Below are 26,931 nucleotides of genomic sequence, written 5' to 3' on the forward strand. Positions count from 1 at the left end.
CGGACCTCCGGGCGCTTTTTTTGGGATTTTCCGCGGTTGGCCTGTCCGGCTTCGGCGGCGTTCTGCCCTTTGCCCGGCGCATGCTGGTCGAGGAGCGGCGCTGGATGTCGCCGGAAGAGTTCAACGCCCAACTCGGTCTCTGCCAGTTCTTGCCCGGACCCAATGTGGTCAATCTGGCGGTGATCGTCGGCAAACGCTACCAAGGTCTGGCTGGTGCCATCGTCGCGCCGGTCGGTCTGCTCGCCGGGCCGGTCGCTGTCGTCTTGCTCCTCGCGTTGTTGTACGACGCCTACGGCAGCTTGCCGCTGGTCCAGTCGATGTTGCGCGGCATCGCGGCGGTGGGTGCCGGCCTGCTCTTCGCGATGGCCTGGCGCATGGGCATGGCGATCAAGGACAAGCTGGCCTTTCTTCCCTTTACCGTCATGGTGGTTGCCGCCATTGCCTGGCTGCGCTGGCCGATGTTGTGGGTCATGCTGTCCGGCCTTGCGCTGTCCGGCGGGCTGGCTTTCTGGCGACTGGGACGACGTTGAGCGCCATCCTCGAACTTTTCCTCGAATTCACTCTGCTCTCCTTCGTCGCCTTCGGCGGCGCGACGGCGTTGCTGCCCGAAATGCACCGCGTCGTGGTCGACAACCATCACTGGCTGGACGACGCGACTTTCACCCATCTCTACGCCATCGCCCAGGCCGCGCCGGGGCCGAATGTCCTGGTCGTCACCTTGATCGGCTGGCAGGTCGCCGGCCTGGCCGGCGCCCTGGCGGCCACGCTGGCCATGTGTTTGCCAATGAGTATCGCGATCTATCTGCTGATCGACCGCTGGGAAAGTTTTTCGGGCCGGCGCTGGCAGCGGGCCGTGCAGATCGGCGTTGCGCCGCTGGCCGTCGGTTTGATTTTTTCCGGGGCAACGCTGATCGGCCAATCCGCTGGCCTGGGCTGGGTGGCCTGGGGGCTGGTCGCGGCGACGGTGCTCGCCAATTTGCGCACGAAGTTGCACCCCTTGTGGTTCATCGGGCTGGGGGCAATCGCCGGCTTGCTCGGGCTGGTTTGATTTAGCCCTGTTGCGGGCTTTGCCGCAGCCTGGCCTTACGGCGTAGCGTAGGGGTTTTTCAGCTGGCTGACGACTTCCTGGAAAACCGCCCGGATCTGGTTTTCCTCGCACTCCATCAGCAGGGCATCCTCGAAGGCATCCTGCGCCATCTGACGCAGTTCTTCGAGGTTTTCCCGCAGCACCTTGATCTTCTCGGTACAGGCGACGATGCTGCCGTCCGGGCGTTTCCAGATAGTGTCCATTTGTCGTTCAGGCGGTGATCTGTTGCAACGCTTCGCTCAGGGCCTGGCATTCAGCGTCGGTGCCGACGGTAATGCGCAGGAACTGGTCGATGCGCGGCAGCTTGAAGTGGCGGACGATGATGCTTCTTTCGCGCAGCGCCAGGGCCAGTTGTGCCGCATCGTGTTGCGGATGGCGGGCGAAGATGAAATTGGCGGCCGACGGCAGCACCTCGAAACCCTGCTCGGTGAGTGCCGTGGTCAGCGTCTCGCGGGTGGCCATAACGGCGCGGCGAGTCCGTTCGAAGTGTTCGGTATCGTCCAGCGCGGCGACGGCGCCGACAATCGCCAGGCGATCCAGCGGGTAGGAATTGAAACTGTTCTTGACCCGCTCCAATGCCTCGATCAGCGCCGGGTGGCCGACCGCGAAACCGACGCGCAGGCCGGCCAGCGAGCGGGACTTGGACAGCGTGTGGACGACCAGCAGATTGTCGTAGCGATCGACCAGCGAAATGGCGCTGTCGCCGCCGAAATCGACATAGGCTTCATCGACGACGACGACCGAATCCGGGTTGGCCTGCAGTATTTGTTCAACGGCGGCGAGGGGCAGCAGACGACCGGTCGGGGCGTTCGGATTGGGGAAAATGATGCCGCCGTTCGGTTGCACGTAATCGGCCGGGTTGATCGAAAAGTCGTCGGCCAGCGGCACGCTGCGGTAGTCCACGCCATACAGGCCGCAATACACCGGGTAGAAGCTGTAAGTGATGTCCGGGAACAGGATCGGCTGTTCGTGCTTGAGCAAGGCCATGAAGATATGGGCGAGCACCTCGTCCGAACCGTTGCCGAGGAAAACCTCTGCCGTTGTCACCGCAAGCCGGCGGGCGATCGCCGCTTTCAATATATCGGCATTCGGGTCGGGATAAAGGCGCAGCCGCGCGCCGTCGCCGTCGAGCTCCGCCTGGATCGCCGCCAGCACCTTGGGCGAGGGCGGGAAGGGGTTCTCGTTGGTGTTGAGCTTGATCAGCTTGGCCAGCTTGGGCTGCTCGCCCGGTACGTAGGGGGTGAGGTCGCGGACGACCCGGCTCCAGAAGCGACTCATGGGGTTTTCACGGAAAGCGTAAAAGTAGGGTGAAATGGTATCATGCCCCTCCGTTCCAACGCCTTCTCAGCCATTACCCATGCGGCAAGCCGAAATCACTCGCAACACGTTGGAGACGCAGATTACCGTGCGTCTCGATCTCGATGGCACCGGTCAGGGCAAGTTCGCCACCGGCGTGCCTTTCCTCGATCACATGCTCGACCAGATTGCCCGGCACGGCCTGATCGATCTCGACATCGAGGCCAAGGGCGATCTGCACATCGATGCGCATCACACGGTCGAGGATATCGGCATCACCTTCGGTCAGGCGCTGGCCAAGGCCTGGGGCGACAAGAAGGGGCTGACCCGCTACGGCCACAGCTACGTGCCGCTCGACGAGGCGCTGTCGCGTGTCGTCATCGACCTCTCCGGCCGGCCGGGGCTGGAACTCAACTGCGAATTCACGCGCGCCGTGATCGGTCAGTTCGACGTCGATCTGATTTCCGAATTCTTTCACGGCCTAGTCAACCACGCCGGCATGACGCTGCACATCGACAACTTGCGCGGCAAGAACGCCCACCACCAGGCCGAGACCATCTTCAAGGCCTTCGGTCGCGCCCTGCGCATGGCGGTGACGCCTGACGAGCGCATGGCTGGTGCCATGCCGTCGACGAAGGGTTCGCTGTGAGCATCGCCGTTATCGACTACGGCATGGGCAATCTGCGCTCCGTGTCGAAGGCGCTGGAGCATGTCGCCGGCGGCAAGCCGGTTATCGTGACTGCCGATCCGGCTGTTGTGGCGGCTGCCGAGCGGGTCGTGTTTCCCGGTCAGGGCGCGATGCCCGACTGCATGCGCGAACTTGATGACCGCGGCCTGCGTGCTGCCGTGCTGGCTGCCGCCAGGGACAAGCCTTTCCTCGGTATTTGTGTCGGCGAGCAGATGCTCTTCGAACATAGTGACGAGGGCAATGTGCCGGCGCTGGGCGTGTTCCCGGGCAATGTCAAACGTTTCCCCGATGCCAAGATGTACCTGCCGAGCGGCGAGCGTCTGAAGGTGCCGCACATGGGCTGGAACGAGGTGCGCCAGACACCGCACGCGCTGTGGCATGGTATCGCCGACGGCGCCCGCTTCTATTTCGTGCACAGCTACTTCGTCGAACCGGCCGATCCGGCGCTGGTGATGGGAACTTGCGATTATGGTGTCCCCTTTACCTGTGCGGTGGGCCGGGATAATATCTTCGCGGTTCAGTTCCACCCCGAGAAAAGCGCCCACGACGGCTTGCGGTTACTGCAAAACTTTGTTGAGTGGCGCCCCTGAGACGCCTCCTGTTGCCTTCCCTTCTTCTGATATCCCATGCTGATTATTCCCGCGATTGACCTGAAGGACGGCCAATGTGTCCGTCTCAAGCAAGGCCTGATGGAACAGGCCACCGTCTTCTCCGACAGTCCGGCCGAACAGGCCCGTCACTGGCTGGAACAGGGCGCCCGTCGTTTGCATCTGGTCGACCTGGACGGCGCCTTTGCCGGCAAGCCGAAGAACCAGGTGGCGATCAAGGCGATCCTGGCTGAAGTCGGCGATGAAATCCCGGTCCAGCTGGGCGGCGGCATTCGCGATCTCGATACCATCGAGCGCTGCCTCGATGCCGGCCTGAGCTACGTCATCATCGGTACCGCCGCGGTCAAGAATCCCGGCTTCCTGCACGATGCCTGCGTTGCCTTCCCCGGTCACATCATCGTCGGTCTCGACGCCAAGGACGGCAAGGTGGCGACCGACGGCTGGTCGAAGCTGACCGGTCATGACGTCGTCGATCTCGGCAAGAAGTACGAGGATTACGGTGTCGAGTCCATCATCTATACCGACATCGGTCGCGACGGCATGCTTTCCGGTCTCAATATCGAAGCCACAGTGCGTCTTGCCCAGGCGCTGACCATTCCGGTCATCGCTTCCGGTGGCCTGTCCAACCTCGACGACATCAAGGCGCTGTGCGCTGTCGAAAAGGAAGGCGTGGTCGGTACCATCGCCGGGCGTGCCGTGTACGACGGTTCCCTCGACTTCAAGGCAGCGCAGGCGCTGGCCGACGAGTTGGGCGCCTGATGCTCGCCAAGCGCATCATTCCCTGTCTTGACGTCACGGCTGGCCGTGTCGTCAAGGGGACCAATTTCGTTGGGCTACGCGATGCCGGCGATCCGATCGAGATCGCTCGCCGCTACAACGAGCAGGGCGCCGACGAGGTGACTTTTCTCGATATCACGGCGTCCAGCGACCAGCGCGACATCATTCTGCACATCATCGAAGCCTGCGCCGAGCAGGTTTTCATTCCGCTTACCGTCGGTGGCGGCGTGCGCAAGGTCGAGGATGTGCGTCGCCTGCTCAATGCCGGGGCCGACAAGGTCTCGATGAACACCGCTGCGGTCAATGATCCGGATCTCGTCTTCAATGCGTCGAGCAAGGTTGGTTCGCAGTGCATCGTCGTGGCGATTGATGCCAAGCAGACGGCTCCCGGCCAGTGGCAGGTGTTTACGCATGGTGGTCGCAACAATACCGGCCTCGATGCGGTCGACTGGGCAAAACGGGTCGAAATGCTCGGCGCCGGCGAAATCCTGCTTACCAGCATGGATCGTGACGGCACCAAGAACGGTTTCGATCTGGCGCTGACCCGCGCCGTTTCTGATGCCGTGAAGATTCCGGTAATCGCCTCGGGCGGGGTCGGCAACCTGCAGCACCTGGCCGACGGCGTCACCGAAGGTCGCGCCGATGCTGTGCTTGCTGCTTCCATCTTCCATTTCGGCGAATACACCGTGCGCCAGGCCAAGGAGTACATGGCCGGGCGCGGTATCGAGGTTCGCCTGTGAGCGATCTCGACAACGCGTTGCCCTGGCTGGCGGCACTCAAGTGGGACGCCGATGGCATGATCCCGGCGATTGCCCAGGACGAGAGCGGGCGCGTCGTGATGTTCGCCTTCATGAATCGCGAGTCGCTGCAGGAAACGGTCCGGTCGGGTAGCGCGGTATACTGGTCGCGTTCGCGCCAGCGGCTCTGGCGCAAGGGCGAGGAGTCGGGCTTCTTCCAGAAAGTGAAGTCGATTCGCACCGATTGCGACGGCGATGTGCTGCTGCTATCGATTGAACAGGTCGGTAACATTTCCTGTCATACAGGACGGGTAAGCTGCTTCTTCAATGAATTACAGGCGGAACGATGGGTTCCCGTCGATCCGGTTTTGAAAGACCCTAAGGAAATCTACGCAAAATGAGCACGCATGACATCCTGCACCGTCTCTCCGAGACGTTGGCTTCTCGCCGCAACGCGGATCCGGAAAAGTCTTACACCGCCAAATTGTTTTCCGAAGGTCCGGATTCCATCCTGAAGAAGATCGGCGAGGAATGTGCCGAACTGATCATGGCCGCCAAGGATGGCAAACGCCTGAATATCGTCTGGGAGTCGACCGACGTGATTTACCACGTGCTGGTCCTGCTCGCCTTCTATGGTTTGAGCATCGAGGATGTCTCGCAGGAAATGCGGCGCCGTGAAGGTATTTCCGGTATCGACGAAAAGGCGGCACGAGGCACCAAGTGAGCGACTGCATTTTCTGCAAGATTGTCGATGGCAAGATTCCGGCCCAGAAAGTCTACGAAGACGAGGATATTCTCGCTTTCAACGACATCAACCCGGCGCGGCCGGTGCATGTGTTGTTGATCCCGAAAAAACACATTACCTCGCTGGCCACCGCAACGGCCGGCGATACGCCGGTGCTCGGCAAGATGTTGGCGAAGGCCAACGAAATCGCGTCGGCGCAGGGCAGCGCCGACGGCTTTCGTGTCATCATCAATACTGGACGGGTGGGGCAGCAGGAAGTGCCGCATCTGCATATACATATCGTGGGCGGACCGGACCCGGTCGGCCCCATGCTGAAACGCCTCTAGGAGACAATCATGGGCAGTTTTTCCATTTGGCACTGGTTGATCGTTCTGGTCATCGTGATGCTGGTTTTTGGTACCAAGAAGTTGCGTAACGTCGGTCAGGATCTCGGCGGCGCGGTCAAGGGTTTCAAGGATGGGATGAAGGAAGCCAACGCTGATGGCAAGCCGGCTGAAGCCGCGCCGACCCAGCAGGTCAATGGCCAGACCATCGATGTCGAAGTCAAGGAAAAAACAAAATCCTAGTCCTCACGGACGGCGGGCTGATCCCGCTCGCCAGCAAAGTATCCGGAAATGTTTGATATCGGTTTCTCCGAACTCATGGTGATCGGCATCGTCGCCCTGCTCGTCATCGGGCCTGAGCGTCTGCCGAAAGTCGCCCGTACGGTCGGGCATTTGCTCGGCCGCGCCCAGCGTTATGTCAGTGACGTCAAGTCCGATATCAACCGGGAAATTCAGCTCGACGAACTGAAGAAACTGCAGACGCAGGTCACTGATTCGGCCCGCGAACTGGAGAATTCGGTCCGTAGCGAGTACGAAACCGCGCGTAGTGCGGTCGAAGCCCCGGTTCAGGAGGTTGTCGGTGAATTGGCTGCGGTAACTCAGCCCACCTCGCCCATTCCGCTCACCACCGATACGCCGGACAAGTCCACCGTATGACAGATCAGCAGGCGAATTCGGCACCGGAAGAATCCTTTATCTCCCATCTTGTGGAACTGCGTGATCGCCTGTTGCGCAGTTTGATCGCGGTTGGGGTAATGGTCGGCATCCTGTGCTTCTATCCAGGGCCGGGCGAGATTTACGACCTGCTTGCCGCGCCGCTGACCAAAGCGCTGCCCGAGGGGACCAAGATGGTTGCCATCGGTGTCATTACGCCGTTCATGGTGCCGCTCAAGGTCACCGCCATGGTCGGCTTCGTACTGTCGCTACCGTTCATCCTTTACCAGGTGTGGTCGTTCATCGCGCCGGGTTTGTATGCCCATGAGCGGCGCCTGGGCATCCCGTTGATCATTTCCAGCACCGTGCTTTTCGTGATGGGGATGTCCTTCTGCTACTTCTTCGTGTTTGGGCAGGTTTTCCACTTCATCACCAGCTTTGCCCCGAAAAGCATTACACCGGCGCCTGATATCGAAGCCTATCTGTCTTTCGTGATGACTATGTTCCTGGCCTTCGGGATCGCTTTTGAGGTGCCGGTGGCGCTCGTCGTGCTGGTCAAGCTTGGTGTGGTGACTGTCGAAAAGCTGAAGGAGTGGCGCTCGTACTTCGTTGTCGGTGCCTTTATCGTCGCCGCCGTGGTTACCCCGCCGGACGTCGTTTCGCAATTGGCCCTGGCGATCCCGATGTGTCTGCTCTACGAAATCGGCATTCTGGCCGCACGCCTGGTTTCCCGGCCGGCGCCGGGAGAGGCGCCGGTGGTGGAAAGTGATAGTTCTGTAGCAATGGATGCCGAAATCGACAAGGCGGATGCCGAGTTCCGCAAGCTGACCGGAAAATAGTCAGGCTGTTTTTTTGCTCGGTCCGGGACAGGTCGCCAGCGTCTTGGCGGCCACCCCTTCCTCGAACCACCATAGAGTTCCCGCCGGCATCTCGATCCACGCTTCGTTGTCGGTCAACGGCAAGGTCGCGATCACGGCCACCCGGTCCTCGGGCGTCGTGACGTTGCTGAAGTCGACCGTGACATCATGGTCCATCAGGTGGGCCTGGGTAAAAGGTGCCTGACGAATGATGTAGCTGAGCTTGGTCGAGGCATGGGCAAACAGCCAGTCACCGTTCGACAGCAGGAAGTTGAATTCACCATGACCGGCAATTTCAAGCGTCAAGGCATGGACGGCATCGAACAGCGCGGTGTGCGCCGGAGCCGTGCTGCCGAAGCGTTGGCGCAATTCCTGGAGCAACCAGCAAAATGCCCGCTCGCTGTCGGTCAGCCCGACAGGTAGAAAGCTGCCGTCGAGGTTTGGCGTGAAATCCAGCAGATTGCCGTTGTGAGCAAAAATCCAATAGCGTCCCCACAGTTCGCGCATGAACGGGTGGGTGTTTTCGAGACCGATGGCCCCTTGCGTCGCCTTGCGGATGTGGGAAATTACGTTTTTCGAACGAATCGGATAATGGCGGACCAGTTCGGCGACCGGAGAGGTGCAGGACGGTTGCGGGTCGAGAAACAGGCGCGTGCCTTTGCCTTCAAAGAAGGCGATGCCCCAGCCGTCGGAATGAACATCGGTCGCGCCACCCCGGGCCTGAAAGCCGGTGAACGAAAAGCAGATGTCGGTCGGCACGTTGCAGTTCATGCCGAGCAGCTGGCACATGACTTACTCTTTCTCTTGCCGGATCGCTGGCCGTTTGCCGATCTTGACCTGTACTTCGACAATGCTCTTGTCGCGGCGCAGGCGGAAACTGGCGCGTTCATCGGGTTTCAGGGCGGCGATCAGATCGAGCATGATCTGCGGATCCTTGACCGGTTTTCCGCTGACGGTGAGCAGGACGTCGCCGGGCCGGACACCGGCGGCATCGGCCGGGCTGCCGCGCATGACGCCGGCGATCAGGGCGCCCTCGGTGTCGGGTAGGCCAAAGGACTCGGCTAGTTCAGGAGTGATTTCCTGGGCTTCGACACCGATCCAGCCGCGCGTTACTGCGCCATTCTGGATGATTTGTTCCATGATGTTGCGGGCGCTGGCGGCCGGGATGGCGAAACCGATGCCGTGATTGCCGCCGGTGCGCGAATAAATCGCGGTGTTGATCCCGACCAGATTGCCGTTTACATCGACCAGCGCGCCACCCGAGTTGCCCGGATTGATCGCGGCATCGGTCTGGATGAAGTTCTCGAAAGTGTTGATGCCGAGATGTGAGCGGCCGAGTGCCGAGACGATGCCCATGGTCACCGTCTGGCCTACGCCGAAGGGATTGCCGATGGCGAGCACGACATCGCCGATGCGCAAGCCGTCCGGTTGGGCAAAGGTGACGGTCGGCAGCTTGTCGGCCTTGATCTGCAGGACGGCCAGGTCGGACTCGGGATCGCTGCCGATGACGCGGGCCTTGTAGGTCTTGCTGTCATTGAGCGAAACCTGGATGTCGTCGGCGGCTTCGACAACATGGTAATTGGTCAGGATGTAGCCGTTCGGGCTGACGATGACACCGGAACCGAGACCGGAGTTTTTCTGCTCCTGGCCTTCCGGGCGTTCACCGAAGAAGTGACGGAAGATCGGGTCGTCGAACAGCGGATGATTCTGCTGCTTGATCTTCTGGGTGGTGTAGATATGGACGACGGAGGGCAAGGCGGCGCGCGCCGCATCGCGGTAGGAGCCGCTCGGCGTGCCTTTGCCGTCGGCGTTGCCGGATGCCGATTCACGCAGCGCGACGACGGTTGGCGACTGGTGCAGCCATTCCGGTTTCAACGTTGTAAGCACGAACAGAACAGCGACCGCAACGGTTACCGTTTGTGCAAAAATCAGCCACAACCTGTGCATGAAAGACCGTATCTATGAAACGCGAAGAACTGGTTAGCTATCTGGATGAGCTGCTGGAGCCCGGAAAGTTCCGGGATTATTGCCCAAATGGCCTGCAAGTGGAAGGACGCGACGAAGTCCGCTGCATCGTAACCGGCGTCACGGCCAGCCAGGCCTTGCTCGATGCTGCAGTGGCGCGCGGTGCCGATGCCATTCTGGTCCATCACGGTTATTTCTGGAAAGGCGAGGATGGCCGGGTGACCGGCATGCGCCGCCGCCGTCTCGGGGTGCTGATCGAACATGACATCAACCTGCTGGCCTACCACCTGCCGCTCGATGCCCATCCCGAGCTGGGCAATAACGCACAGTTGGCGGCTCGCTTGGGCTGGCTGGCCGACGGGCGCTTCGGCGAACAGGATATCGCCTGGCACGGCGCTTTGGCTGAACCGACCGAGCTGGCCGAATTGGCCGGCAAGGTGACCCAGGCGCTTGGCCGGACGCCGTTGGTGATTGGCGATCCGGTGCGGCCGATTCGCCGGATTGCCTGGTGTTCCGGTGGTGCGCAGGGGTACTTCGAGCAGGCGATTGGCTTGGGGGTCGATGCCTTCCTGTCCGGCGAAATCTCGGAACAGACCGTCCATCTCGCCCGCGAAAGCGGGGTGGCCTATCTCGCCGCCGGTCACCATGCAACCGAGCGCGGTGGCGTCATGGCGCTGGCTGGGCACCTGGCCGAGCGCTTTGGCCTCTACTGCGAATTCGTCGATGTGGACAACCCGGTTTAAGCCGGGCGCTTGAGTCCGTAGCCTTCTTCGAGGACCCGCATCAAGAGCGCGATCTCCTCGATGACTTCGAGCGGGAAGCCACTGCGTAGACCGGCGCGATTCTGATGAACCAGTTCGAAGAGGTAATCAAGGCATTCCTGGGTGCCCCAGCTATTGCCCGCCCGCCAGACGATGTGCGCGTAGTCTTCGAGTGATTTGAGACCAGAGACCGGGGTTGTCGAATCTTCCCAGTTCGGGACGTTAACATTGAATTTTTGGCGCATGTTCGTCGCCAGACTGTTGAACTCGGCCTGCATGTCGCCACGACGATAGAGATCGAGCAGCATGGTCCACGGTTGAATGTTGGTCGGCGAGTTTTCCTCGATGTGCTGGGCCAGCGTTTCTGCCGCGCCACGCACCCGCCCGAAGGAGAGCATGATCTCGGCCAGTTCAAGCGCGGAGTCGCCTTCGTTTACATTGACGTCGAATGTTCCGCTCTTGCTGAAATCCGACAGGGCGCCGTCAAGAGGGATGTCCACCGCAACGGTTGCCGGGGGAGCGGGCTCGGTGGCTGGTGCCGATGTTGTTTTTTGTGGGGGCGGCAAAACCTCGGGACTGGATTTTCCGGGCTGGGTTTCCGGGGGCGAAACTGTCATCGCCAGCGGAATTTCATCGTTGTTCGAGCGGCGATTCCGGCCCAGGATGTGGGCCAGGCCGGCGGCAACGCCGCCGCCGACCAGCGCGCTGATCAGCAATTCAAGCCAGTTATCCTGCGTCGAGCGCTCCGGCTTGGCTGGCGTAGCTACGGCTGCCTGGACGGCCGGCGGCGTTTGCGCCGCCTGTGCCGCCTGGAGTTTGTGCTGGGCCGACAAGGCCTCGGTGGTCAGCGCCAGGGCGTTGTTCAGCTTGTCGACTTCCTGGTCGAGCAGATGCAGCGTCATTTCCAGCTTGAGCATGCGTTCTTCCATCTGGCTCAGGCTGGCGGGTGTGGCTTTTTCACCCGGTTTCAGTTCATCCGGCGGCGTGCCGAGAATGACCCGGTCGGTGGCGCCGCTGGCCAGCTTGGCCGAGGGGGCGCTGGGCGCCGTCCTCTTCGGACGCGGCGCCGGCGCTTCACCTGCCGCGGCGTCCTGCGGCGCTAACGGCGGTTCGGTGTTGGCATTGCGCTTGGTCGGCACGCGCTCGCGCAACTTGGGAATTTGTACCGGCGTGCCTTCGGGCAGGGGGGCATCCGGCGAGATATCGGGATTGGCCCGCAGCATCGCGGCCAGCAAGCGACGCTGTGCGGCGGCGCTGGCCGGGGCTTGCGATTCGGCAATGCCTGCCAGGGTGTCGCCGTCACGGGCACGCCATTCACGGGAATTGCCGGTTTTCCTGGTGGATGTAGTTGCGGCCACGGGCAGTTCGCGGTCGATTTCGGCCAGCATAATAGGTGCCGCCGGCATCAGCACGTAGTCGCGCTGCAGGTCCGCGCCGCAATTGGCGCGCAGGCCGACCATGAACACCGGTTCGGCAATCGGCCGGGTGCCGGTAATCAGCAGGCGATAGTTCGCGCCATTGCGGACCAGCCGGGTCCGGGCGGCGGTAACGACGGGCAGGTCCGAGCCGGGCAGCGGGGCAAGGGAAAAGCAGACCGTGTCGATTTCCTCGCCGGCCCTGGTCAGAACCGGAACCTCAGCTCTTAAAGGCTCGCCGACCCGTGAGTGCAAGGTGATTTCACCAAATCCGACGGCGTTGGCCACGCTTGAGAACAGGGCTGCGCTTAGTGCGCTGAGATGGAGTGCTCTGGAATTCATGGGGGCCTTTGTGTTACTCGTTAACTTCGTCAGATATGGCAAAACTGTAACACTGCGCTGGCGCACCCATGGTGAAATATTGCACACTCCTGCTTGTGATCAACCCCAAGCGAATTGCCCCATGAATTTCGTATTTTCACCCAGTCCCGTTACCGCGCTTCCTGTTGCCGGAACCGCCAGCCGCTTCCCGGTTCGCCGCATTTTTTGCGTCGGCCGCAACTACGCCGATCATGCCCGCGAGATGGGCGCCGCCGATCAGGCGGAGGGGCGTGAGCCGCCGTTCTTCTTCATGAAACCGGCCGATGCCATGGTCAGTGGCGAGGGAGAGATCAGCGTTGCTTATCCGCCGCTAACCAAAAATCTGCATCATGAGGTCGAAATGATCGTCGCGCTGGGGGCGGGTGGGGCGAACGTTCCGGTAGGTGCGGCCAAGGACCTGATTTTTGGCTACGCCGTCGGACTCGATCTGACGCGCCGGGATATCCAAGGCCGGGCCAAGGAAAAAGGCCATCCGTGGGATATGGGCAAAGGCTTCGATCAGTCGGCGGTGGCCGGCGTGATTAGTCCGGTGGCCGAGGCCGGGCACCCTGAGCACGGCCGTATCTGGCTGACCGTCAATGGCCAGATGCGGCAGGATGGCGATCTGTCGGCGATGCTTTGGAAGGTTGCCGACATCATCGCCAACCTGTCGACGATGGTCCGTCTCGAGGCTGGCGACCTGATCTATACCGGAACGCCAGCCGGCGTCGGACCGATTGTTGCTGGCGATGTGCTGGAGGCGGGCGTTGACGGCGTTGGTACGCTGCGCGCCCGGATCGTCTAGCGGCGCTACTTCGGCCGTTTGTCGATGACGCGCTTGGCCTTGCCGATCGAGCGTTCGATACCGCCGATCTCGACCACGTCGATGCGTGCCGAAATGCCGATGTAGGACTTGATGTGGTGCTGCAGGTCGTGCGCCACGAACTCCTTCTCGGCATTGCTGGTGAACTCGAATTCCGGCTTCAGCTCGACATTGACCTTCATCGTGTCAAGGTGGCCGTCCCGACTGATTTCCAGCACGTAATGCGGCGCCAGCTTGGGTTGTTTGAGGATCAGTTCCTCGATCTGCGACGGGAAGACATTGACCCCGCGGATGATCAGCATGTCGTCCGAACGGCCGGTGATTTTGCCGATCCGCCGCATCGACCGGGCGGTCGGCGGCAGCAGCCGGGTGAGGTCGCGGGTCCGGTAGCGGATGACCGGCATCGCCTCCTTGGTCAGCGAGGTGAATACCAGTTCGCCTTCGCTGCCTTCCGGCAGCACTTCGCCAGTCAACGGGTCGATGATTTCAGCGTAGAAATGGTCTTCCCAGATCACCGGGCCGTCCTTGGCCTCGGCGCATTCGTTGGCGACGCCCGGGCCGATCACTTCGGACAGGCCGTAGATGTCGATGGCGTCAATGTCGAAGGCCTTTTCGATTTCGCCGCGCATGGCGTCGGTCCATGGCTCGGCACCGTGGATGCCGATGCGTAGCGCGGTGCTCTTCGGATCAATCCCCTGGCGACGGAATTCGTCGGCGATATTCAGCATGTAGGACGGGGTGACCATGATGATGTTCGGCTTGAAGTCGCAGATCAGCTGAACCTGCTTCTCGGTCTGGCCGCCGGACATCGGGATCACCGTGCAGCCCAGTCGCTCGGCGCCGTAATGGGCACCGAGACCGCCGGTGAACAGGCCGTAGCCGTAGGCGACATGGACGATGTCGCCCGGTCGGCCACCGGACGCGTAGATCGAGCGGGCGATCAGGTCGGCCCAGGTGTCGATGTCCTTCTGCGTGTAGCCGACTACCGTCGGCTTGCCGGTCGTGCCGCTCGAGGCATGAACGCGGACGACTTTTTCACGGGGGACGGCGAACATGCCGTAAGGGTAGTTGTCGCGCAGATCCTGCTTGGTGGTGAAGGGGAATCTGGCGAGGTCGGCCAGAGACCCAAAATCCTCGGGGCGAACGCCGGCCGCATCAAATTTTCCCCGGTAGTGCGGCACATTGTCGTAAACGTGGTGCAGCGTCCATTTCAAACGGGCTGTCTGGAGCGCGACTATTTCGTCGCGGCTGGCGGTTTCTACGGCGTGCAGGCCTTTATTCATTGTTGACTCCCTCCTGAACCGGAGATTTTCGACCGGCTGGCCGGTCGGCTGCTTGAGCCAGATCAACTTGGCATGTTTTTGCCGGTCGGCTGGGCATGCGACAATCGCTCGATGCTTATTGCCACTGCTCGCGGGCTGCTTGCCCACGCCTTCCCGATCCTGATTGCCCAGTTGGCGTCGGTCGGCATGATGGTGGTCGATACCGCCGTCCTCGGGCATGTCAGTCCGCTCGATCTGGCGGCGGTTGCGATCGGTAGCGGCATTCACGTCTCGGTCGTTTTTGCGCTGGTCGGCATCCTGCAGGCAGTGGCGCCGATCGTTGCCCAATTGCACGGCGCCAAGCGCGATGGTGAGGTGGCCGGCATTCTGCAGCACGGTTTCTGGCTGGCCCTGCTCCTCGCTGTGCCCGGTATCCTGTTGCTGACGCATCCCGACGTGGTGCTCGCCATGGCGGACATGGATGCTGTCGTGGCTGCCAAGGTCAGACAATATTTGGGCTGGCTGGCCTGGGGATTGCCGGCCACGCTTTGTTATCGGACTTTCTATGCATTCTGCAATGCCTTGGGCAAACCGCGGGTATTGATGGGGATAGGCATCTTCAGCCTGTGTCTGCACGCATTGCTGGCCTGGGGGTTGGCGCTGCAGGGCTGGCTTGCCGAGCCACTCGGGGTAGTTGGTTGTGCCGTGTCCAATATCCTGGTTAGCTGGCTGGCCTGTCTGAGCGGCGCAGCCTATCTCGCCTGGGGTCCGCTCGGCCGACGCTGCCAGCCTTTCGCCAACTGGCGGTGTCCGCGTTGGAAGATATGGCGGGAACTATTGCGCCTGGGCTTGCCGATGGGCTTGTCCAATCTGGTTGAAATAACCTCTTTCACTTTGATCAGCCTCTTCATCGCGTCGCTGGGGCCGACCGTCGTAGCCGGGCATCGTATCGTTGCCAATCTATCGGCGCTGACCTACATGCTGCCGCTGTCGCTTGCCATCGCCACCATGGCCGCCGTCGGCCAAGCAGTCGGCGGGCGTGACTGGCGGCGCGCCCACGCCACGATCAAGGCCGGCCTGTTGCTGGCGGCTGGCCTGTCGACACTGGCCGGCATTCTGCTCTGGCTGACGGCCGGGCCACTGGTCGCTGCCTATACCGATGATCCGGCAGTGCGGGCGGTAGCGTTGAGCCTGATTGCCTATGTCGCCGTCTACCAGTTCTTCGATGCCTTGCAGACCGTTGCCGGTCATGTGCTGCGGGCCTATCGGGTGACTTTCCTGCCGATGCTGGTGCAGACCTTTTGTTTCTGGGTTGTCGGCCTGCTCGGTGGTGCCTGGCTGTGTTTCCGGTGGCAGCCGCCGTTTGGCGTCGCCGGCTTCTGGCTGGCTGCCGTGGTCGGGCTGGTGTTCGCCGCAGCGTTGCTTTTGCCGTTGCTCTACAAGGCAGTTCGGGCCACCGAAAGCAGTCCGTAATTATGAATTTTGGCCAGTAATAAAAAATCCGGTCTGTGGTAAGATTTTGGGCTCAAACCGTTATAACAGGGCGGGGCCGGGGGACTGTATGGCTACCGCCTATTGCTCGCAACTCAACTAAACGCAAGGAAAGCGCATGAAAATTCACGAATATCAGGGCAAAACACTCCTGAAGAAATTCGGCGTTACGGTTCCGCGCGGGATCTTCTGTCTGTCCGTCGATGAAGCGGTCAAGGCAGCCGAGACCCTGGGCGGCAGTGTCTGGGTGGTCAAGGCCCAGATCCACGCCGGTGGCCGTGGCAAGGGTGGTGGCGTCAAAGTGGCGAAGTCGCTCGAGCAAGTGCGCGAGTACGCCAACCAGATTCTCGGCATGCAACTGGTCACGCACCAGACCGGCCCGGAAGGCCAGAAGGTTCGTCGTCTGCTGATCGAAGAAGGCGCCGACATCAAGCACGAGTACTACGTGGCTGCGCTGACCGATCGCGCGACCCAGTCCGTGGCGATGATGGCCTCCTCCGAAGGCGGCATGGACATCGAAGAAGTTGCCCACAACACCCCGGAAAAGATTCTCAAGGTTTTCATCAACCCGCTGGTCGGTCTGACCGACGAACAAGCCATGACCCTGGTTGCCGGTATCGGCATTCCGGCCGCTTCGCAGGCGCAAGCTGTTGCGGCGCTCAAGGGCCTGTACAACTGCTACATGGAAACCGACGCTTCCCTGGCGGAAATCAACCCGCTGATTCTGGAAGGCAACGGCAACATCAAGGCATTGGACGCCAAGTTCAACTTCGATGCCAACGCCCTGTACCGTCAGCCGGAAATCGTCGCCTTCCGTGATCTGGACGAAGAAGATGCCGACGAAATCGAAGCATCCAAGTTTGACCTGGCCTACATCTCCCTCGACGGTAACATTGGCTGCCTGGTGAACGGTGCCGGTCTGGCCATGGCCACGATGGACACCATCAAGCTGTTCGGCGCCGAGCCGGCCAACTTCCTCGACGTCGGCGGTGGTGCGACGACCGAGAAGGTCACCGAAGCCTTCAAGATCATGCTCAAGAATCCTGACGTCAAGGGCATTCTGGTCAACATCTTCGGCGGCATCATGAAGTGCGACACCATTGCTGCCGGCGTCGTCGCCGCGGCCAAGGAAACCCATCTGTCGGTGCCGCTCGTCGTGCGCATGAAGGGTACCAATGAAGACATGGGCAAGCAGATCCTGAAGGATTCCGGTCTGCCGATCATTTCTGCCGATTCCATGGCCGAGGCCGCCACCAAGATCGTTGCTGCGGTCAAGTAAGGAGCTATTGAATGTCCATTTTCATCAATAAAGACACCAAAGTTATCACCCAGGGCATCACCGGCAAGACCGGTCAGTTCCATACGGAAAAGTGCCAGGAATACGCCAACGGCAAGAACTGCTTCGTCGCCGGCGTGAATCCGAAGAAGGCTGGCGAAAGCATCTTCAATATTCCCATCTACGCTTCGGTCAAGGAAGCCGCCGCCGAAACCGGTGCTACCGTTTCCGTGATCTACGTGCCGCCCCCGGGCGCCGCCGCCGCGATCTGGGAAGCTGTTGAAGCCGACCTCGATCTGGCAATCTGCATCACCGAAGGCATCCCGGTCCGCGACATGCTGATCCTGCGCAACAAGATGAAGGAAAAGGAAGCCAAGGGCGGCAAGAAGACGCTGCTGCTCGGGCCGAACTGTCCTGGTCTGATCACGCCGGACGAAATCAAGATCGGCATCATGCCGGGTCACATCCACCGCAAGGGTCGGATCGGCGTCGTTTCCCGCTCCGGCACCCTGACCTACGAAGCCGTCGGCCAGTTGACCGAAATCGGTCTGGGCCAGTCGTCTGCCGTTGGTATCGGTGGCGATCCGATCAACGGTCTGAAGCACATCGACGTGATGAAGGCTTTCAACGACGATCCGGATACCGACGCGGTCATCATGATTGGCGAAATCGGCGGTCCGGACGAAGCCGAAGCTGCCATGTGGTGCAAGGACAACATGAAGAAGCCGATCGTCGGCTTCATCGCTGGTGTTACCGCTCCGGCCGGCAAGCGCATGGGCCATGCCGGCGCCCTGATTTCCGGCGGTGCCGATACGGCCGATGCCAAGCTGGAAATCATGGAAGCCTGTGGCTTCACCGTGACGCGCAATCCGTCTGAAATGGCCAAGCTGCTCAAGGCCTTGCTGTAAAATTCCAGCCTTGCTCAACCAAAAAGGCGGGCTGCGTGCTCGCCTTTTTTTCGTCTGATGGTTTATGGAACTTGACTTAACTTCTAGCCTCTTCTGGATTGCCGTTGGCCAGATCATCCTGATCGACATCGTCCTGTCGGGTGACAACGCCGTAGTCATCGCGCTGGCCTGTCGCAATCTGTCGCCGGAACAGCGCCGGACCGGCATCTTCTGGGGCGTTACCGGCGCGGTCAGCCTGCGTGTCGTGCTGACCGTCTTCGCCGCGCTGGTGATGAACCTGCCCTGGCTGAAACTGGTCGGCGGACTCCTGCTGCTGTGGATTGCCGTCAAACTGATGCTGCCCGAGGAAGAGGATGGTCACGACATCAAAGCCTCGGGCAATCTTTGGGGGGCGGTCAAGACCATCATCGTCGCCGATTTCGTGATGAGCTTGGATAACGTCATTGGGGTGGCCGGGGCGGCGCACGGCAGTCTGGCCCTGCTTTTCTTCGGGCTGGCGGTCAGCATTCCGTTGATCGTCTGGTCGAGCCAGCTGATTCTGCACTGGATGGAGCGGTTTCCGTCCATTGTGTTGTTTGGTGCCGGCCTGCTCGGCTATGTCGCCGGGCAAATGATTTTTTCCGACCCGGGCGTCATCCAGTTACTGCCGCCGCTACCCGCCTGGTCGGCCAAGGCGGCCGGGGCGGTAGGCGCCGTGCTGGTCGTTGGCCTCGGTCGTTGGCTGGAGCAGCGTTTGCTGGCCAGGCAGGATGTCACCATCGTTTAAGGAGTCGCGCTATGGCCTTGTTTCTTTCGGAAGACGACGTAAAAAAGCTGTTGACGGTAGCGATGGCGATGGAAGCTGTCGAGTCGGCGCATCGCGACCTGGCTTTGGGGTTGGCGCTCGATACGCCACGCGCCCGTAGCCGCTTGCCGCAGACGACGCTGCATATTTTGCAGGGGGCGCTGCCGGCGCAAGGGGTTATCGGCTACAAGGCCTATACCAGCACTCGCAGTGGCAACCGTTTCCTGGTTCACCTGTTCGATGCGGCCAGCGGCAGATTGCGGGCCGTGATCGAAGCCGACTACCTCGGCATGATCCGTACCGGTGCGGTCAGCGGCATGGCCGCCAAGTGGCTGGCCCGGCCGGATTCGACGGTGGCCGGAGTGTTCGGCGCCGGCTGGCAGGCCGAAGGCCATGTCCAGGCCATCTGCGCGGCGCTGCCGCTCGAGCGGGTCAAGGTGTTCAGCCGCCATGCCGACAAGTTGCAGGCTTTCTGCCAGCGCTTGAGCGAGCAGACCGGCGTTGCCGTGGTACCGGCGGTTAGCGCCGAGGAGACGGTGCGCGGCAGCGATCTGCTTGGCACCGTGACGACGGCAGCCCAGCCCTTGTTCGATGCCGAATGGCTGGAGGAGGGCGTGCATATCAATGCGGCGGGTTCGAATGCGCTGATTCGCCAGGAACTGTCGGAGGCCGCCGTCAAACGTTGCGCACTGGTCGCCGTCGATAGCGTGCCGACCGCCGTGGCTGAAGCCGGCGATTTGCTGCCTTTGCTGGAAAAAGGCCGCTTGCACCCGCGTCAGCTGGTCGAGCTCGGGGAGGTGATCGTCGGGCGTCATGCCGGCCGTACATCGGTCGAGCAAATCACCCTGTTCGAGTCGCAGGGCATGGCGATCCAGGATCTGGCTGTTGCCCTGCGGGTTCTCGCAGCGGCCGAAGCGGCGGGCCTGGGGCAGGAAATACCGATGCAATGAGGTTTGACCGGGGGAGCGAGTGGGCGTAAGAATATGCCCCGGCCGCATTGGCTCGTGATCCGACACTAAAAACAAGAGGGCGGGGGGATGGCGAAGGGCGTGTTCTGGAAGTCGGACTGGTTCCTCGGGGTGCTCGTTACCCTGCTGATGCTGACTGCCGTCCGCTCCGATCTCCTGGATGGCCTTGAACGCCAGGCTTACGACTTTGGCATGCAGGCAGCCAGTCGCGTCCCATCCGAGCGCATCGCGGTGATCGCCATCGACGACCGGAGCATTGCCGAGCTTGGTCCCTGGCCCTGGTCGCGACAACTGCATGCCCGGCTTACCGATCGGCTGGCGGAGGCGCCGGCCAAGGTGATTGCCAATACCGTGTTGTTTTCCGAAGCGCAGCTCGATCCCGGTTACGCCTATATCACCCGGCTGATCGACATCGCCAATCAGGCGGTAGCCGATGGGGCGGGTTTGGGGCCGGAAACCAAAAAAATAACGGCCGTACTGGCCGAGGCTGAAACAGCCCTCAATTCGGATCGCCAATTGGCGGATAGCTACGCCCGGGCCGGTAACGTTGTATTGCCGGTGTCGTTTGAATTAGGCGAAGTACCGGGGCATTCCGCTCAGGCGCTGCCCGAATTCCTAGTCCCGAACCGCCTGCCGCAGGTTGCCGAAGGAAAAGGGCGCGCCTTGCCGGCGACACAGGTGCAGATGCCGTTTGCTGCTTTGGGGGGCAAGGCACTCGCCCTGGGGTTTCTGAACCGTACGCCGGATGCCAACGGCCGTGTGCGGAGCGAGCCTTTGGTCGTCAAGTATTCCGATCAGTTCTACCCGGCGCTGTCGCTGATGATTGCGGCCCGAAGTCTCGATCTCGGTTCGGCCGATATCAAGGTTCGGCTCGGTGAGGCGGTGCGGCTCGGCCAGCTGCGGATCGCCACCGATGCCAGCACTCGGATGAACCCCTACTTCTACAGGGCCAGCGACGGCCAGCCGGCGTTTCCGGTGGATTCCTTCGCCGATGTGCTGACCGGCAAGATCCCGGCCAGCAAATATGCCGGCAAGATCGTCCTGATCGGGGTGGCGGCGGCCGGTCTGGTTGCTCCGCAGGCGCCGTCGATGGCGCCGATGCTCGGCGTCGCCGATGCGGTATCGAGCATTCTGCAGGAGCATTTTTTCGTGACGCCGTCCTGGGGCGTCTGGGTTAGTCTAGCCGCCCTGCTGGTCGTCGGTGTTTTCCTTATTTTCGCCCTGCCCAAATTGGGGCGCTGGCAGGGCGCGCTGGCTACCCTGCTGCTTCTGCTGATCATGTTCGCTAGCCATTTTGTGCTGATGCTCGGCGTCGGCATGTGGATTCCGCTGATGGGGGCGGCCAGTCTGCTGGTTGTCGGTCACTTGCTGCTGGTCGCCAAGCGGTTTCTGCTGGGTGAGCGGCCAGCAGAAAAATCGGCGTTCGCCTCGGCAGAAGCGAACCGCATGCTGGGTCTGGTGTTTCAGGGCCAAGGGCAGCTCGACATGGCTTTTGAAAAATTCTGTAAATGTCCGCTGGATGATGGGCTGATGGAGAACATGTACAACCTGGCGCTCGATTACGAGCGCCAGCGCCAGTTTGCCAAGGCCGAGACGGTGTTTCGCACGATGGCCGAACACAACCCGACGTTCCGCGATATCCAGACGCGTCTCGGGCGGGCCAGACAGGGCTCGGCAATGGTGCCGTTGGCCGATGCCGGTCCGCCGATTGTCGAGGGCGGGCAGCTCGAAAAACCGATGCTCGGTCGTTACGAGTTGGAGAAGGAGCTGGGCAAGGGGGCGATGGGGGTGGTCTATCAGGGGCGCGATCCGCAGATCAACCGGGTCGTCGCCATCAAGACCATGGCGTTGGCCCAGGAGTTCGACGAAGACGAGCTGACCGACGTCAAGCAGCGCTTTTTCCGCGAGGCCGAAACGGCCGGCCGGCTCAATCACCCGAATATCGTGACGATGTACGATGCCGGCGAAGCACACGATCTCGCCTATATCGCCATGGAATTCCTGCAGGGCCGCGACCTGGTGGCACATGCCAAGCCGGCCGCGCTGCTGCCCTTGCCGACAGTCTTGTCGATCATCGCCCGTGTCGCCGATGCGCTGGATTACGCGCATGGCCAGCAGGTCGTCCATCGCGACATCAAACCGGCCAACATCATGTACGAAGCGGCGAGCGACCAGGTCAAGGTGACCGATTTCGGCATTGCCCGGATCACCGATTCGTCGCGCACCAAGACCGGCATGGTGCTCGGTACGCCCTCCTACATGTCGCCCGAACAACTCGCCGGGAAGAAAATCGATGGTCGTTCCGACCTCTTTTCGCTGGGCGTCACCTTGTACCAGATGGCCTGCGGACAACTGCCGTTTGTCGGCGAGTCGCTGGCCCAGTTGATGTACAAGATCGCCAACGAGGCGCCAACGGATATTCTGAGCATTGATCCTGCCTTACCGAGCAGCGTGGTGGCGGTGATCGCTCGGGCGCTGAACAAGAATGTTGCGGAGCGCTATCAACGCGGAGCCGAAATGGCCGCTGATCTGCGAGCCTGTATCGACCAATTGGCAGCACAGGCTGCCCGATCACCGGCTGTGAGGGATACCTGAAATGAAGCTCGCCGACGCTCTGGAAGTGGTGGCTCGCACCGATCCGGGAAGGGTCCGTTCGCATAATGAAGATGCATTGTTTGCCGATGCCGGGTTGGGCATCGCCATCCTGGCCGATGGCATGGGCGGCTATAACGCCGGCGAAGTGGCCAGCGGCATGGCGACCACCTTGCTGTCCAGCAATTTCGCCTGTTTCATTCCGACGCAAAGTGCCCGATCGGCCGCTTTTTGCGATGCCAGCTTTGCCGAACAACACATTGCCCGGGAAGTCCTGCTGGCCAATGCGGCCATCTTCAATGCCGCGCAAAGACAGCCCCAATATGCCGGGATGGGGACGACACTGGTCCTCGCCTGGTTTTACGACAACCGGATGAGTGTTGCCCATGTTGGGGATTCACGCCTGTATCGCCTGCGCGGCGAGTCCTTCGAGCAATTAACCAAGGATCATTCACTTTTGCAGGAGCAGCTTGATAGTGGCATGATTACCGCCGAAGAAGCGCGCTATTCGCAAAACAAGAATCTGGTGACGCGGGCGCTTGGTGTCGATCACGATGTCGACACGGAAATTCATGATTACGAACTGCAGGCCGGCGATATCGTGCTGCTTTGTTCGGACGGTTTGAACGACATGGTCGAGGATGATGAAATCGCGCTCACGCTGCAAACGCTGGGCGGCAATCTGACACTGGCTGCGGAACAGTTGGTCCAGATGGCCAACGACAACGGCGGGCGCGATAATGTCTCGGTAATTCTGGTCAAGGTGCGGGGCGACTATTCTTCGCCCAGGGGTTGGTGGCAAAAGCTGCTGGCCCGCTTGAAGTAAAACGAGGATGGCAAGAGATGGCAAAACTGATCCTTTCGATGGATGGACTGGTGCTCAAGGAAATTCAGCTCAACAAGGAGCGCCTGAGCATTGGTCGCAAGCCGCATAACGATATCCAGATCGACAACCTTGCCATCTCCGGCGAGCATGCCGTGGTGGTGACGATCCTCAATGACTCCTTCCTTGAGGATCTGAACAGCACCAACGGCACGCTGGTCAACGGTCAGCCGGTCAAGAAACACATCCTGCGCAACAACGACGTCATTGAACTGGGCAAGTACAAACTCAAGTACATGAGCGATTCGCAGGCCGGGGCGGCCGCCGGTGATTTTGACAAGAATGCCCTGATGCGCTCCGCCATGGCCAAGCTGCCCAGCGAGATGCAACTCGCGCCGACCGGCTCGCCGACCCGCTCCAACCTTGGCGTGCCGCCGCCTCCGCCGGCCCCGAGCATTCCGGCCGCTGCCATCCAGCTGTTGAGCGGCCCGAATGCCGGCAAGGAGCTCGAACTGACCAAAACCCTGACGACGCTGGGCAAACCCGGTTTGCAGGTGGCGGTGATCGCCAGACGGCCGCATGGCTACTTCATCACACACGTCGAAGGTCGGCAGTTTCCCGTGGTGAACGGCACAGCGCTCGACGCCCAGGCTCACCCGCTGGGCGACCACGATGTGATCGAAATCGCTGGGATCAAGATGGAATTTTTCCTCAAAGCCTGAGGTGTTTGCCCAGTGACGCCGGTGTGAAAAAGCCTCTGGTCCGCTTCATCCTCGGCGCGTTGTGTGTATTGCTGATGCTCGGCCATGCCGGGCGGCTGTGGCAGATTCCCTTCGTCACCGCCCTTGAGGCCTATCTCTACGATGTGCGGGTCCGGCTGGCCATGCCGGATACCGTCGATCAGCGGGTTGTCATCGTCGATATCGACGAGCGCAGCCTGGGCGAAGTCGGGCACTGGCCGTGGGGGCGCAATGTCCTGGCGGAGCTGGTCAATCGCCTGTGCGAGGATTATCAGGTCGCCGTGCTTGGTTTCGATGTGGTTTTTGCCGAGCCCGATGAAAGCTCGGGACTCAAGGTGCTGGAGCGCGTCGGGCGGCAGCAGTTGAAAGGCGAGGCCGGGTTTCAGCGAACCTTGGCCGAATTGCGGCACAGTCTCGACTATGACCAGTTGTTTGCCGACAGCTTGCGCGGTCGCCCTGTCGTCCTTGGCTACTATTTTTCCGGGGCGAGCAGCGCCCAGCAGGCGGGTGCTTTGCCGCCGCCAGCATTCCCGGCCGGCAGTTTCGCCGAGTCCGGCACTTCCTTCGTCAGCTGGGACGGATTTGGGGCGAATCTTCCGCTCCTCCAGAAGGCCGCGGCGAGCGCTGGGCACTTCAATCCGGTGGTCGATTTCGACGGCAGCTCACGGCGCATTCCGCTGATCGTCGAGTTCAAGGGGGCCTATTACGAGGCGCTCTCGCTGGCCGTGGTGCGGACCCTGCTCGGCAACGCCAGGCTGACTCCGGGCTCTGCGGCGGGGCAGAAAAGGATCGGCTGGTTTGATCTCGAAGGCGAGCGGGGCAGCCTGCGGATTCCGGTCGACGAGAATGCTGCTGCCTTGATTCCCTACCGTGGTTACCAACGCAGTTTTCCCTATTTTTCCGCTGTCGATATCTTGAAGGGGCGGGTTGCTGCCGAGCATCTGGCGGGCCGCATCGTTTTGATCGGCACCACCGCTCCGGGGCTGATGGACCTGCGATCAACACCGGTTGGCGGTGCTTATCCCGGCGTCGAGGCACACGCCAACCTGATTGTCGGCATGCTGGCCGGAACGATCAAGGAAAGGCCGGGCGACGGGCCGGGCCTGGAGGCGCTGCAGATAGTGCTGTTGGGCGGCATGCTGGCCACCCTGTTGCCGCTGCTTTCGCCGCGCCGGGCGACGGCGCTGGCCGGCGGGATGCTGGTCGCCACGCTGGCGACCAACCTGTGGCTGTGGAACTCGGTCAATCTGGTGCTGCCGTTGGCGGCCAGCGTATTGCTGATTGCGTTGCTCTATGTGCTGAACATGTCCTGGGGATACTTCATCGAATCGCGGACGAAGCGCCAAGTTACAGAGCTGTTCGGGCAATACGTGCCGCCGGAACTGGTCGATGAAATGGTCAAGGACCCGGAAAGTTACAGCATGGAAGGGCGCAACGCCGAACTCACCGTGCTCTTCGCTGATATCCGTGGCTTTACCTCATTGTCCGAGGGTATGGCCCCGAAAGAGCTGACGCGCCTGATGAACGAGTACCTCGGTGCGATGACCGACGTCATCCGCGCCCACCGCGGCACCCTCGACAAGTACATCGGCGACGCCATCATGGCGTTCTGGGGGGCGCCGGTCGGCGATCCGGAAAATGCCCGCCATGCCGTGCTGGCGGCGCTCGGCATGCAGCGCGCAGTAAGAGCCTTGGCCGAATCCTTCCGAGCGCGTGGCTGGCCGGAACTGAAGATCGGCATCGGCATCAATACGGGGATGATGACAGTCGGCGACATGGGCTCGCCGGTGCGCAAAGCCTATACGGTAATGGGCGATCCGGTGAATCTGGCGTCCCGCCTTGAAGGCATTACCAAGGAGTACGGTGTCGGCATTGTCGTGGGCGAACTGACGTGCGCGCGCGTCGACGATGTCACGTTCCGCGAACTCGATCGCGTCAGGGTCAAAGGCAAGGATCAACCGGTGAGCATCCATGAGCCGCTCGGACTGACCGCCGAATTGCCGGCGACGGTGCGCGATGAGCTGAAACTGTGGCAACATGTTCTGGACCTGTATCGTGCGCGTGATTGGGGCCAGGCCGAACGCTTGCTCGACGATTTGGCCCAGCGTTCGCCGGGTCGTCGTCTTTATTCGCTCTACGCCGAACGGATCGTTGCCTGGCGGGCTAATCCACCGGCGGAATCCTGGGACGGTGTCACCATTTACCAGACCAAATAGACATGAAGCTGCGCGTTCTTGGATGTAGTGGCGGAATCGGCGGTCGGCACCTGCGGACCACGTCGCTGCTCGTCGATCATGACATTCTGATCGATGCCGGCACGGGCGTCGCCGACCTGTCGATTGGCGAGCTGGCGGTGATCGATCATGTTTTTCTCACCCACTCGCATCTCGATCACATTGCTTCTTTGCCGTTGATGATTGATACGGTGGCCGATCGCCGCAACACGCCGCTGACGGTTTACGGCAGCGCCGCGGTTCTCGACATCCTGCGCCGACATATTTTCAACTGGGCAATCTGGCCGGACTTCGCCGAGGTACCGAATGCCGATACGCCGTTAATGCGCTATCAGGCGATCGAGCTCGGCCAGGTCATCACGCTGGATGGTCGCCGCATTACGGCCCTGCCGGCTGAACACACGGTGCCGGCCGTCGGCTACCACCTCGATTCAGGTGCTGCCAGTCTCGTCTTCTCGGGCGATACGGGGATTTGCGATCCCTTCTGGCATGCCGTCAATCGCATTGCCAATTTGAAGCACCTGATCATCGAATGCGCCTTTTCCAATCGCGAACAACGCCTGGCCGAACTTTCCAAGCATCTCTGCCCGGACATGCTGGCGGCCGAGCTGCAGAAACTGGAACGCGCCTGCGACATCCATATCACCCACCTGAAGCCGGGGCAAATCGAGCTGACCATGGAGGAGATTGAGCGTTGTCTCGACCACTTCAAGCCCCGGATGTTGCAGAACAACCAGGTTTTGGAGTTCTAGAAGGG

Annotated in this window: 30 protein-coding genes; 24 read left to right on the top strand and 6 right to left on the bottom strand. The window is 61.3% G+C overall.

Features of this window, described 5'->3' with window-relative positions:
* The first annotated feature begins 20 nt into the window (after positions 1-20).
* Positions 21-530: a chromate transporter gene (locus tag ACLIKD_RS01570; protein ID WP_226418569.1), complete on the top strand. Its 510-nt coding sequence runs from the start codon at positions 21-23 to the stop codon at positions 528-530.
* A complete protein-coding gene (locus ACLIKD_RS01575) occupies positions 527-1,048 on the top strand; it encodes a chromate transporter (RefSeq protein WP_428826895.1) in 522 nt (173 codons plus the stop codon). Before ACLIKD_RS01570 ends, ACLIKD_RS01575 begins: the two co-directional genes overlap by 4 nt.
* A 35-nt stretch (positions 1,049-1,083) precedes the next feature.
* Here ACLIKD_RS01575 and ACLIKD_RS01580 read toward each other — a convergent pair whose 3' ends face one another.
* Together ACLIKD_RS01580 and hisC are read right to left on the bottom strand one after the other, a co-directional pair.
* Positions 1,084-1,290 carry a hypothetical protein gene (locus ACLIKD_RS01580; protein ID WP_226418571.1) on the bottom strand — a complete coding sequence of 69 codons (207 nt, stop codon included), beginning with the start codon at positions 1,288-1,290 and terminating at the stop codon, positions 1,084-1,086.
* A 7-nt stretch (positions 1,291-1,297) separates the two neighbouring features.
* Positions 1,298-2,365, bottom strand: a complete 1,068-nt coding sequence (gene hisC / locus ACLIKD_RS01585) for a histidinol-phosphate transaminase (protein WP_428826896.1) — start codon at positions 2,363-2,365, stop codon at positions 1,298-1,300.
* Between the two features lie 79 nt (positions 2,366-2,444).
* On the opposite strand from hisC, the gene hisB reads away from it, so the two are divergent.
* Genes hisB through tatC form a run of 10 tightly spaced genes read left to right on the top strand, consistent with a single transcriptional unit; the run spans position 2,445 to position 7,754 of the window.
* Complete coding sequence (gene hisB, locus ACLIKD_RS01590; RefSeq protein WP_428826897.1) at positions 2,445-3,032, top strand: imidazoleglycerol-phosphate dehydratase HisB; 588 nt, start codon at positions 2,445-2,447, stop codon at positions 3,030-3,032.
* Positions 3,033-3,055: 23 nt separating this feature from the next.
* Entirely contained in the window at positions 3,056-3,661 is a 606-nt protein-coding gene (gene hisH, locus ACLIKD_RS01595; RefSeq protein ID WP_428828367.1) for an imidazole glycerol phosphate synthase subunit HisH, read from the top strand.
* A 36-nt stretch (positions 3,662-3,697) separates the two neighbouring features.
* Entirely contained in the window at positions 3,698-4,438 is a 741-nt protein-coding gene (gene hisA / locus ACLIKD_RS01600; RefSeq protein ID WP_226442536.1) for a 1-(5-phosphoribosyl)-5-[(5-phosphoribosylamino)methylideneamino]imidazole-4-carboxamide isomerase, read from the top strand.
* The gene (gene hisF, locus ACLIKD_RS01605; RefSeq protein ID WP_226460685.1) at positions 4,438-5,196 is read left to right on the top strand and encodes an imidazole glycerol phosphate synthase subunit HisF; all 759 of its coding nucleotides are present in this window, start codon (positions 4,438-4,440) and stop codon (positions 5,194-5,196) included. The genes hisA and hisF overlap by 1 nt, the downstream gene beginning before the upstream one ends.
* Positions 5,193-5,594, top strand: a complete 402-nt coding sequence (gene hisI / locus ACLIKD_RS01610; protein ID WP_428826898.1) for a phosphoribosyl-AMP cyclohydrolase — start codon at positions 5,193-5,195, stop codon at positions 5,592-5,594. Before hisF ends, hisI begins: the two co-directional genes overlap by 4 nt.
* Positions 5,591-5,917 carry a phosphoribosyl-ATP diphosphatase gene (locus ACLIKD_RS01615; protein WP_226418578.1) on the top strand — a complete coding sequence of 109 codons (327 nt, stop codon included), beginning with the start codon at positions 5,591-5,593 and terminating at the stop codon, positions 5,915-5,917. The genes hisI and ACLIKD_RS01615 overlap by 4 nt, the downstream gene beginning before the upstream one ends.
* Complete coding sequence (locus ACLIKD_RS01620) at positions 5,914-6,264, top strand: histidine triad nucleotide-binding protein (protein ID WP_428826899.1); 351 nt, start codon at positions 5,914-5,916, stop codon at positions 6,262-6,264. Before ACLIKD_RS01615 ends, ACLIKD_RS01620 begins: the two co-directional genes overlap by 4 nt.
* Positions 6,265-6,273: 9 nt before the next feature.
* Positions 6,274-6,504 carry a Sec-independent protein translocase subunit TatA gene (gene tatA, locus ACLIKD_RS01625; protein ID WP_226418580.1) on the top strand — a complete coding sequence of 77 codons (231 nt, stop codon included), beginning with the start codon at positions 6,274-6,276 and terminating at the stop codon, positions 6,502-6,504.
* 48 nt (positions 6,505-6,552) lie between these two features.
* Positions 6,553-6,918, top strand: a complete 366-nt coding sequence (tatB, locus tag ACLIKD_RS01630; RefSeq protein WP_428826900.1) for a Sec-independent protein translocase protein TatB — start codon at positions 6,553-6,555, stop codon at positions 6,916-6,918.
* On the top strand, positions 6,915-7,754 hold the full coding sequence (tatC, locus tag ACLIKD_RS01635; RefSeq protein WP_428826901.1) for a twin-arginine translocase subunit TatC: 840 nt from the start codon (positions 6,915-6,917) through the stop codon (positions 7,752-7,754). The genes tatB and tatC overlap by 4 nt, the downstream gene beginning before the upstream one ends.
* On the opposite strand, the gene ACLIKD_RS01640 is transcribed toward tatC, so the two are convergent.
* Both ACLIKD_RS01640 and ACLIKD_RS01645 read right to left on the bottom strand, forming a co-directional pair.
* The gene (locus tag ACLIKD_RS01640) at positions 7,755-8,561 is read right to left on the bottom strand and encodes a class II glutamine amidotransferase (RefSeq protein ID WP_428826902.1); all 807 of its coding nucleotides are present in this window, start codon (positions 8,559-8,561) and stop codon (positions 7,755-7,757) included.
* A 3-nt stretch (positions 8,562-8,564) separates the two neighbouring features.
* Positions 8,565-9,719: a Do family serine endopeptidase gene (locus ACLIKD_RS01645; RefSeq protein ID WP_226472420.1), complete on the bottom strand. Its 1,155-nt coding sequence runs from the start codon at positions 9,717-9,719 to the stop codon at positions 8,565-8,567.
* Between the two features lie 14 nt (positions 9,720-9,733).
* Here ACLIKD_RS01645 and ACLIKD_RS01650 point away from each other — a divergent pair, with 14 nt between their 5' ends.
* Complete coding sequence (locus ACLIKD_RS01650; RefSeq protein WP_428826903.1) at positions 9,734-10,480, top strand: Nif3-like dinuclear metal center hexameric protein; 747 nt, start codon at positions 9,734-9,736, stop codon at positions 10,478-10,480.
* On the opposite strand, the gene ACLIKD_RS01655 is transcribed toward ACLIKD_RS01650, so the two are convergent.
* Positions 10,477-12,255 (bottom strand): type IV pilus assembly protein FimV, encoded by a 1,779-nt coding sequence (locus tag ACLIKD_RS01655; RefSeq protein WP_428826904.1) that lies wholly within the window; start codon positions 12,253-12,255, stop codon positions 10,477-10,479. The genes ACLIKD_RS01650 and ACLIKD_RS01655 overlap by 4 nt on opposite strands.
* 121 nt (positions 12,256-12,376) lie before the next feature.
* Here ACLIKD_RS01655 and ACLIKD_RS01660 point away from each other — a divergent pair, with 121 nt between their 5' ends.
* Complete coding sequence (locus tag ACLIKD_RS01660) at positions 12,377-13,078, top strand: fumarylacetoacetate hydrolase family protein (protein WP_428826905.1); 702 nt, start codon at positions 12,377-12,379, stop codon at positions 13,076-13,078.
* A 5-nt stretch (positions 13,079-13,083) separates the two neighbouring features.
* Here ACLIKD_RS01660 and paaK read toward each other — a convergent pair whose 3' ends face one another.
* Positions 13,084-14,379 (bottom strand): phenylacetate--CoA ligase PaaK, encoded by a 1,296-nt coding sequence (gene paaK / locus ACLIKD_RS01665; RefSeq protein ID WP_428826906.1) that lies wholly within the window; start codon positions 14,377-14,379, stop codon positions 13,084-13,086.
* A 111-nt stretch (positions 14,380-14,490) separates the two neighbouring features.
* Between paaK and ACLIKD_RS01670 the strand changes: the two genes are divergently transcribed.
* The 10 genes from ACLIKD_RS01670 to ACLIKD_RS01715 all read left to right on the top strand — a co-directional run bounded on the left by ACLIKD_RS01670 (position 14,491) and on the right by ACLIKD_RS01715 (position 26,926).
* Entirely contained in the window at positions 14,491-15,831 is a 1,341-nt protein-coding gene (locus ACLIKD_RS01670) for an MATE family efflux transporter (protein ID WP_428826907.1), read from the top strand.
* A 136-nt stretch (positions 15,832-15,967) separates the two neighbouring features.
* Complete coding sequence (sucC, locus tag ACLIKD_RS01675) at positions 15,968-17,128, top strand: ADP-forming succinate--CoA ligase subunit beta (protein WP_428826908.1); 1,161 nt, start codon at positions 15,968-15,970, stop codon at positions 17,126-17,128.
* Positions 17,129-17,139: 11 nt separating this feature from the next.
* On the top strand, positions 17,140-18,033 hold the full coding sequence (gene sucD, locus ACLIKD_RS01680) for a succinate--CoA ligase subunit alpha (protein ID WP_226418596.1): 894 nt from the start codon (positions 17,140-17,142) through the stop codon (positions 18,031-18,033).
* A gap of 64 nt (positions 18,034-18,097) precedes the next feature.
* Entirely contained in the window at positions 18,098-18,799 is a 702-nt protein-coding gene (locus ACLIKD_RS01685; RefSeq protein WP_428826909.1) for a TerC family protein, read from the top strand.
* An 11-nt stretch (positions 18,800-18,810) separates the two neighbouring features.
* Complete coding sequence (locus ACLIKD_RS01690; RefSeq protein ID WP_428826910.1) at positions 18,811-19,767, top strand: ornithine cyclodeaminase family protein; 957 nt, start codon at positions 18,811-18,813, stop codon at positions 19,765-19,767.
* A gap of 99 nt (positions 19,768-19,866) precedes the next feature.
* A complete protein-coding gene (locus ACLIKD_RS01695) occupies positions 19,867-22,380 on the top strand; it encodes a CHASE2 domain-containing serine/threonine-protein kinase (protein WP_428826911.1) in 2,514 nt (837 codons plus the stop codon).
* Position 22,381: 1 nt separating this feature from the next.
* Positions 22,382-23,203 (top strand): Stp1/IreP family PP2C-type Ser/Thr phosphatase, encoded by an 822-nt coding sequence (locus ACLIKD_RS01700; RefSeq protein ID WP_226472429.1) that lies wholly within the window; start codon positions 22,382-22,384, stop codon positions 23,201-23,203.
* A gap of 17 nt (positions 23,204-23,220) precedes the next feature.
* On the top strand, positions 23,221-23,922 hold the full coding sequence (locus ACLIKD_RS01705) for an FHA domain-containing protein (protein WP_226418601.1): 702 nt from the start codon (positions 23,221-23,223) through the stop codon (positions 23,920-23,922).
* 23 nt (positions 23,923-23,945) lie between these two features.
* A complete protein-coding gene (locus tag ACLIKD_RS01710) occupies positions 23,946-26,156 on the top strand; it encodes a CHASE2 domain-containing protein (protein WP_428826912.1) in 2,211 nt (736 codons plus the stop codon).
* Between the two features lie 2 nt (positions 26,157-26,158).
* Positions 26,159-26,926, top strand: coding sequence for a 3',5'-cyclic-nucleotide phosphodiesterase (locus tag ACLIKD_RS01715; protein ID WP_428826913.1), 768 nt, complete (start codon positions 26,159-26,161; stop codon positions 26,924-26,926).
* The last annotated feature ends 5 nt before the right edge of the window (positions 26,927-26,931 follow it).

Origin of the sequence: Azonexus sp. IMCC34842 (assembly GCF_050368855.1) — a bacterium.
In the GTDB taxonomy this organism is placed as follows: Bacteria; Pseudomonadota; Gammaproteobacteria; order Burkholderiales; family Rhodocyclaceae; genus Azonexus; species Azonexus denitrificans_A.

Bases quoted from the DNA above. Each gene is read 5' to 3' on its own strand.
- hisC (WP_428826896.1), bottom strand. From the start codon at position 2,365: ATGAGTCGCTTCTGGAGCCGGGTCGTCCGCGACCTCACCCCCTACGTA.
- ACLIKD_RS01650 (WP_428826903.1), top strand. From the start codon at position 9,734: ATGAAACGCGAAGAACTGGTTAGCTATCTGGATGAGCTGCTGGAGCCC.
- paaK (WP_428826906.1), bottom strand. From the start codon at position 14,379: ATGAATAAAGGCCTGCACGCCGTAGAAACCGCCAGCCGCGACGAAATA.
- sucC (WP_428826908.1), top strand. From the start codon at position 15,968: ATGAAAATTCACGAATATCAGGGCAAAACACTCCTGAAGAAATTCGGC.
- hisF (WP_226460685.1), top strand. From the start codon at position 4,438: ATGCTCGCCAAGCGCATCATTCCCTGTCTTGACGTCACGGCTGGCCGT.
- ACLIKD_RS01615 (WP_226418578.1), top strand. From the start codon at position 5,591: ATGAGCACGCATGACATCCTGCACCGTCTCTCCGAGACGTTGGCTTCT.
- ACLIKD_RS01685 (WP_428826909.1), top strand. From the start codon at position 18,098: ATGGAACTTGACTTAACTTCTAGCCTCTTCTGGATTGCCGTTGGCCAG.
- sucD (WP_226418596.1), top strand. From the start codon at position 17,140: ATGTCCATTTTCATCAATAAAGACACCAAAGTTATCACCCAGGGCATC.
- ACLIKD_RS01655 (WP_428826904.1), bottom strand. From the start codon at position 12,255: ATGAATTCCAGAGCACTCCATCTCAGCGCACTAAGCGCAGCCCTGTTC.
- ACLIKD_RS01705 (WP_226418601.1), top strand. From the start codon at position 23,221: ATGGCAAAACTGATCCTTTCGATGGATGGACTGGTGCTCAAGGAAATT.
- hisH (WP_428828367.1), top strand. From the start codon at position 3,056: ATGGGCAATCTGCGCTCCGTGTCGAAGGCGCTGGAGCATGTCGCCGGC.
- ACLIKD_RS01645 (WP_226472420.1), bottom strand. From the start codon at position 9,719: ATGCACAGGTTGTGGCTGATTTTTGCACAAACGGTAACCGTTGCGGTC.
- ACLIKD_RS01700 (WP_226472429.1), top strand. From the start codon at position 22,382: ATGAAGCTCGCCGACGCTCTGGAAGTGGTGGCTCGCACCGATCCGGGA.
- hisB (WP_428826897.1), top strand. From the start codon at position 2,445: ATGCGGCAAGCCGAAATCACTCGCAACACGTTGGAGACGCAGATTACC.
- hisA (WP_226442536.1), top strand. From the start codon at position 3,698: ATGCTGATTATTCCCGCGATTGACCTGAAGGACGGCCAATGTGTCCGT.
- ACLIKD_RS01670 (WP_428826907.1), top strand. From the start codon at position 14,491: ATGCTTATTGCCACTGCTCGCGGGCTGCTTGCCCACGCCTTCCCGATC.
- tatB (WP_428826900.1), top strand. From the start codon at position 6,553: ATGTTTGATATCGGTTTCTCCGAACTCATGGTGATCGGCATCGTCGCC.
- tatC (WP_428826901.1), top strand. From the start codon at position 6,915: ATGACAGATCAGCAGGCGAATTCGGCACCGGAAGAATCCTTTATCTCC.
- ACLIKD_RS01690 (WP_428826910.1), top strand. From the start codon at position 18,811: ATGGCCTTGTTTCTTTCGGAAGACGACGTAAAAAAGCTGTTGACGGTA.
- ACLIKD_RS01580 (WP_226418571.1), bottom strand. From the start codon at position 1,290: ATGGACACTATCTGGAAACGCCCGGACGGCAGCATCGTCGCCTGTACC.
- ACLIKD_RS01715 (WP_428826913.1), top strand. From the start codon at position 26,159: ATGAAGCTGCGCGTTCTTGGATGTAGTGGCGGAATCGGCGGTCGGCAC.
- ACLIKD_RS01640 (WP_428826902.1), bottom strand. From the start codon at position 8,561: ATGTGCCAGCTGCTCGGCATGAACTGCAACGTGCCGACCGACATCTGC.
- tatA (WP_226418580.1), top strand. From the start codon at position 6,274: ATGGGCAGTTTTTCCATTTGGCACTGGTTGATCGTTCTGGTCATCGTG.
- ACLIKD_RS01660 (WP_428826905.1), top strand. From the start codon at position 12,377: ATGAATTTCGTATTTTCACCCAGTCCCGTTACCGCGCTTCCTGTTGCC.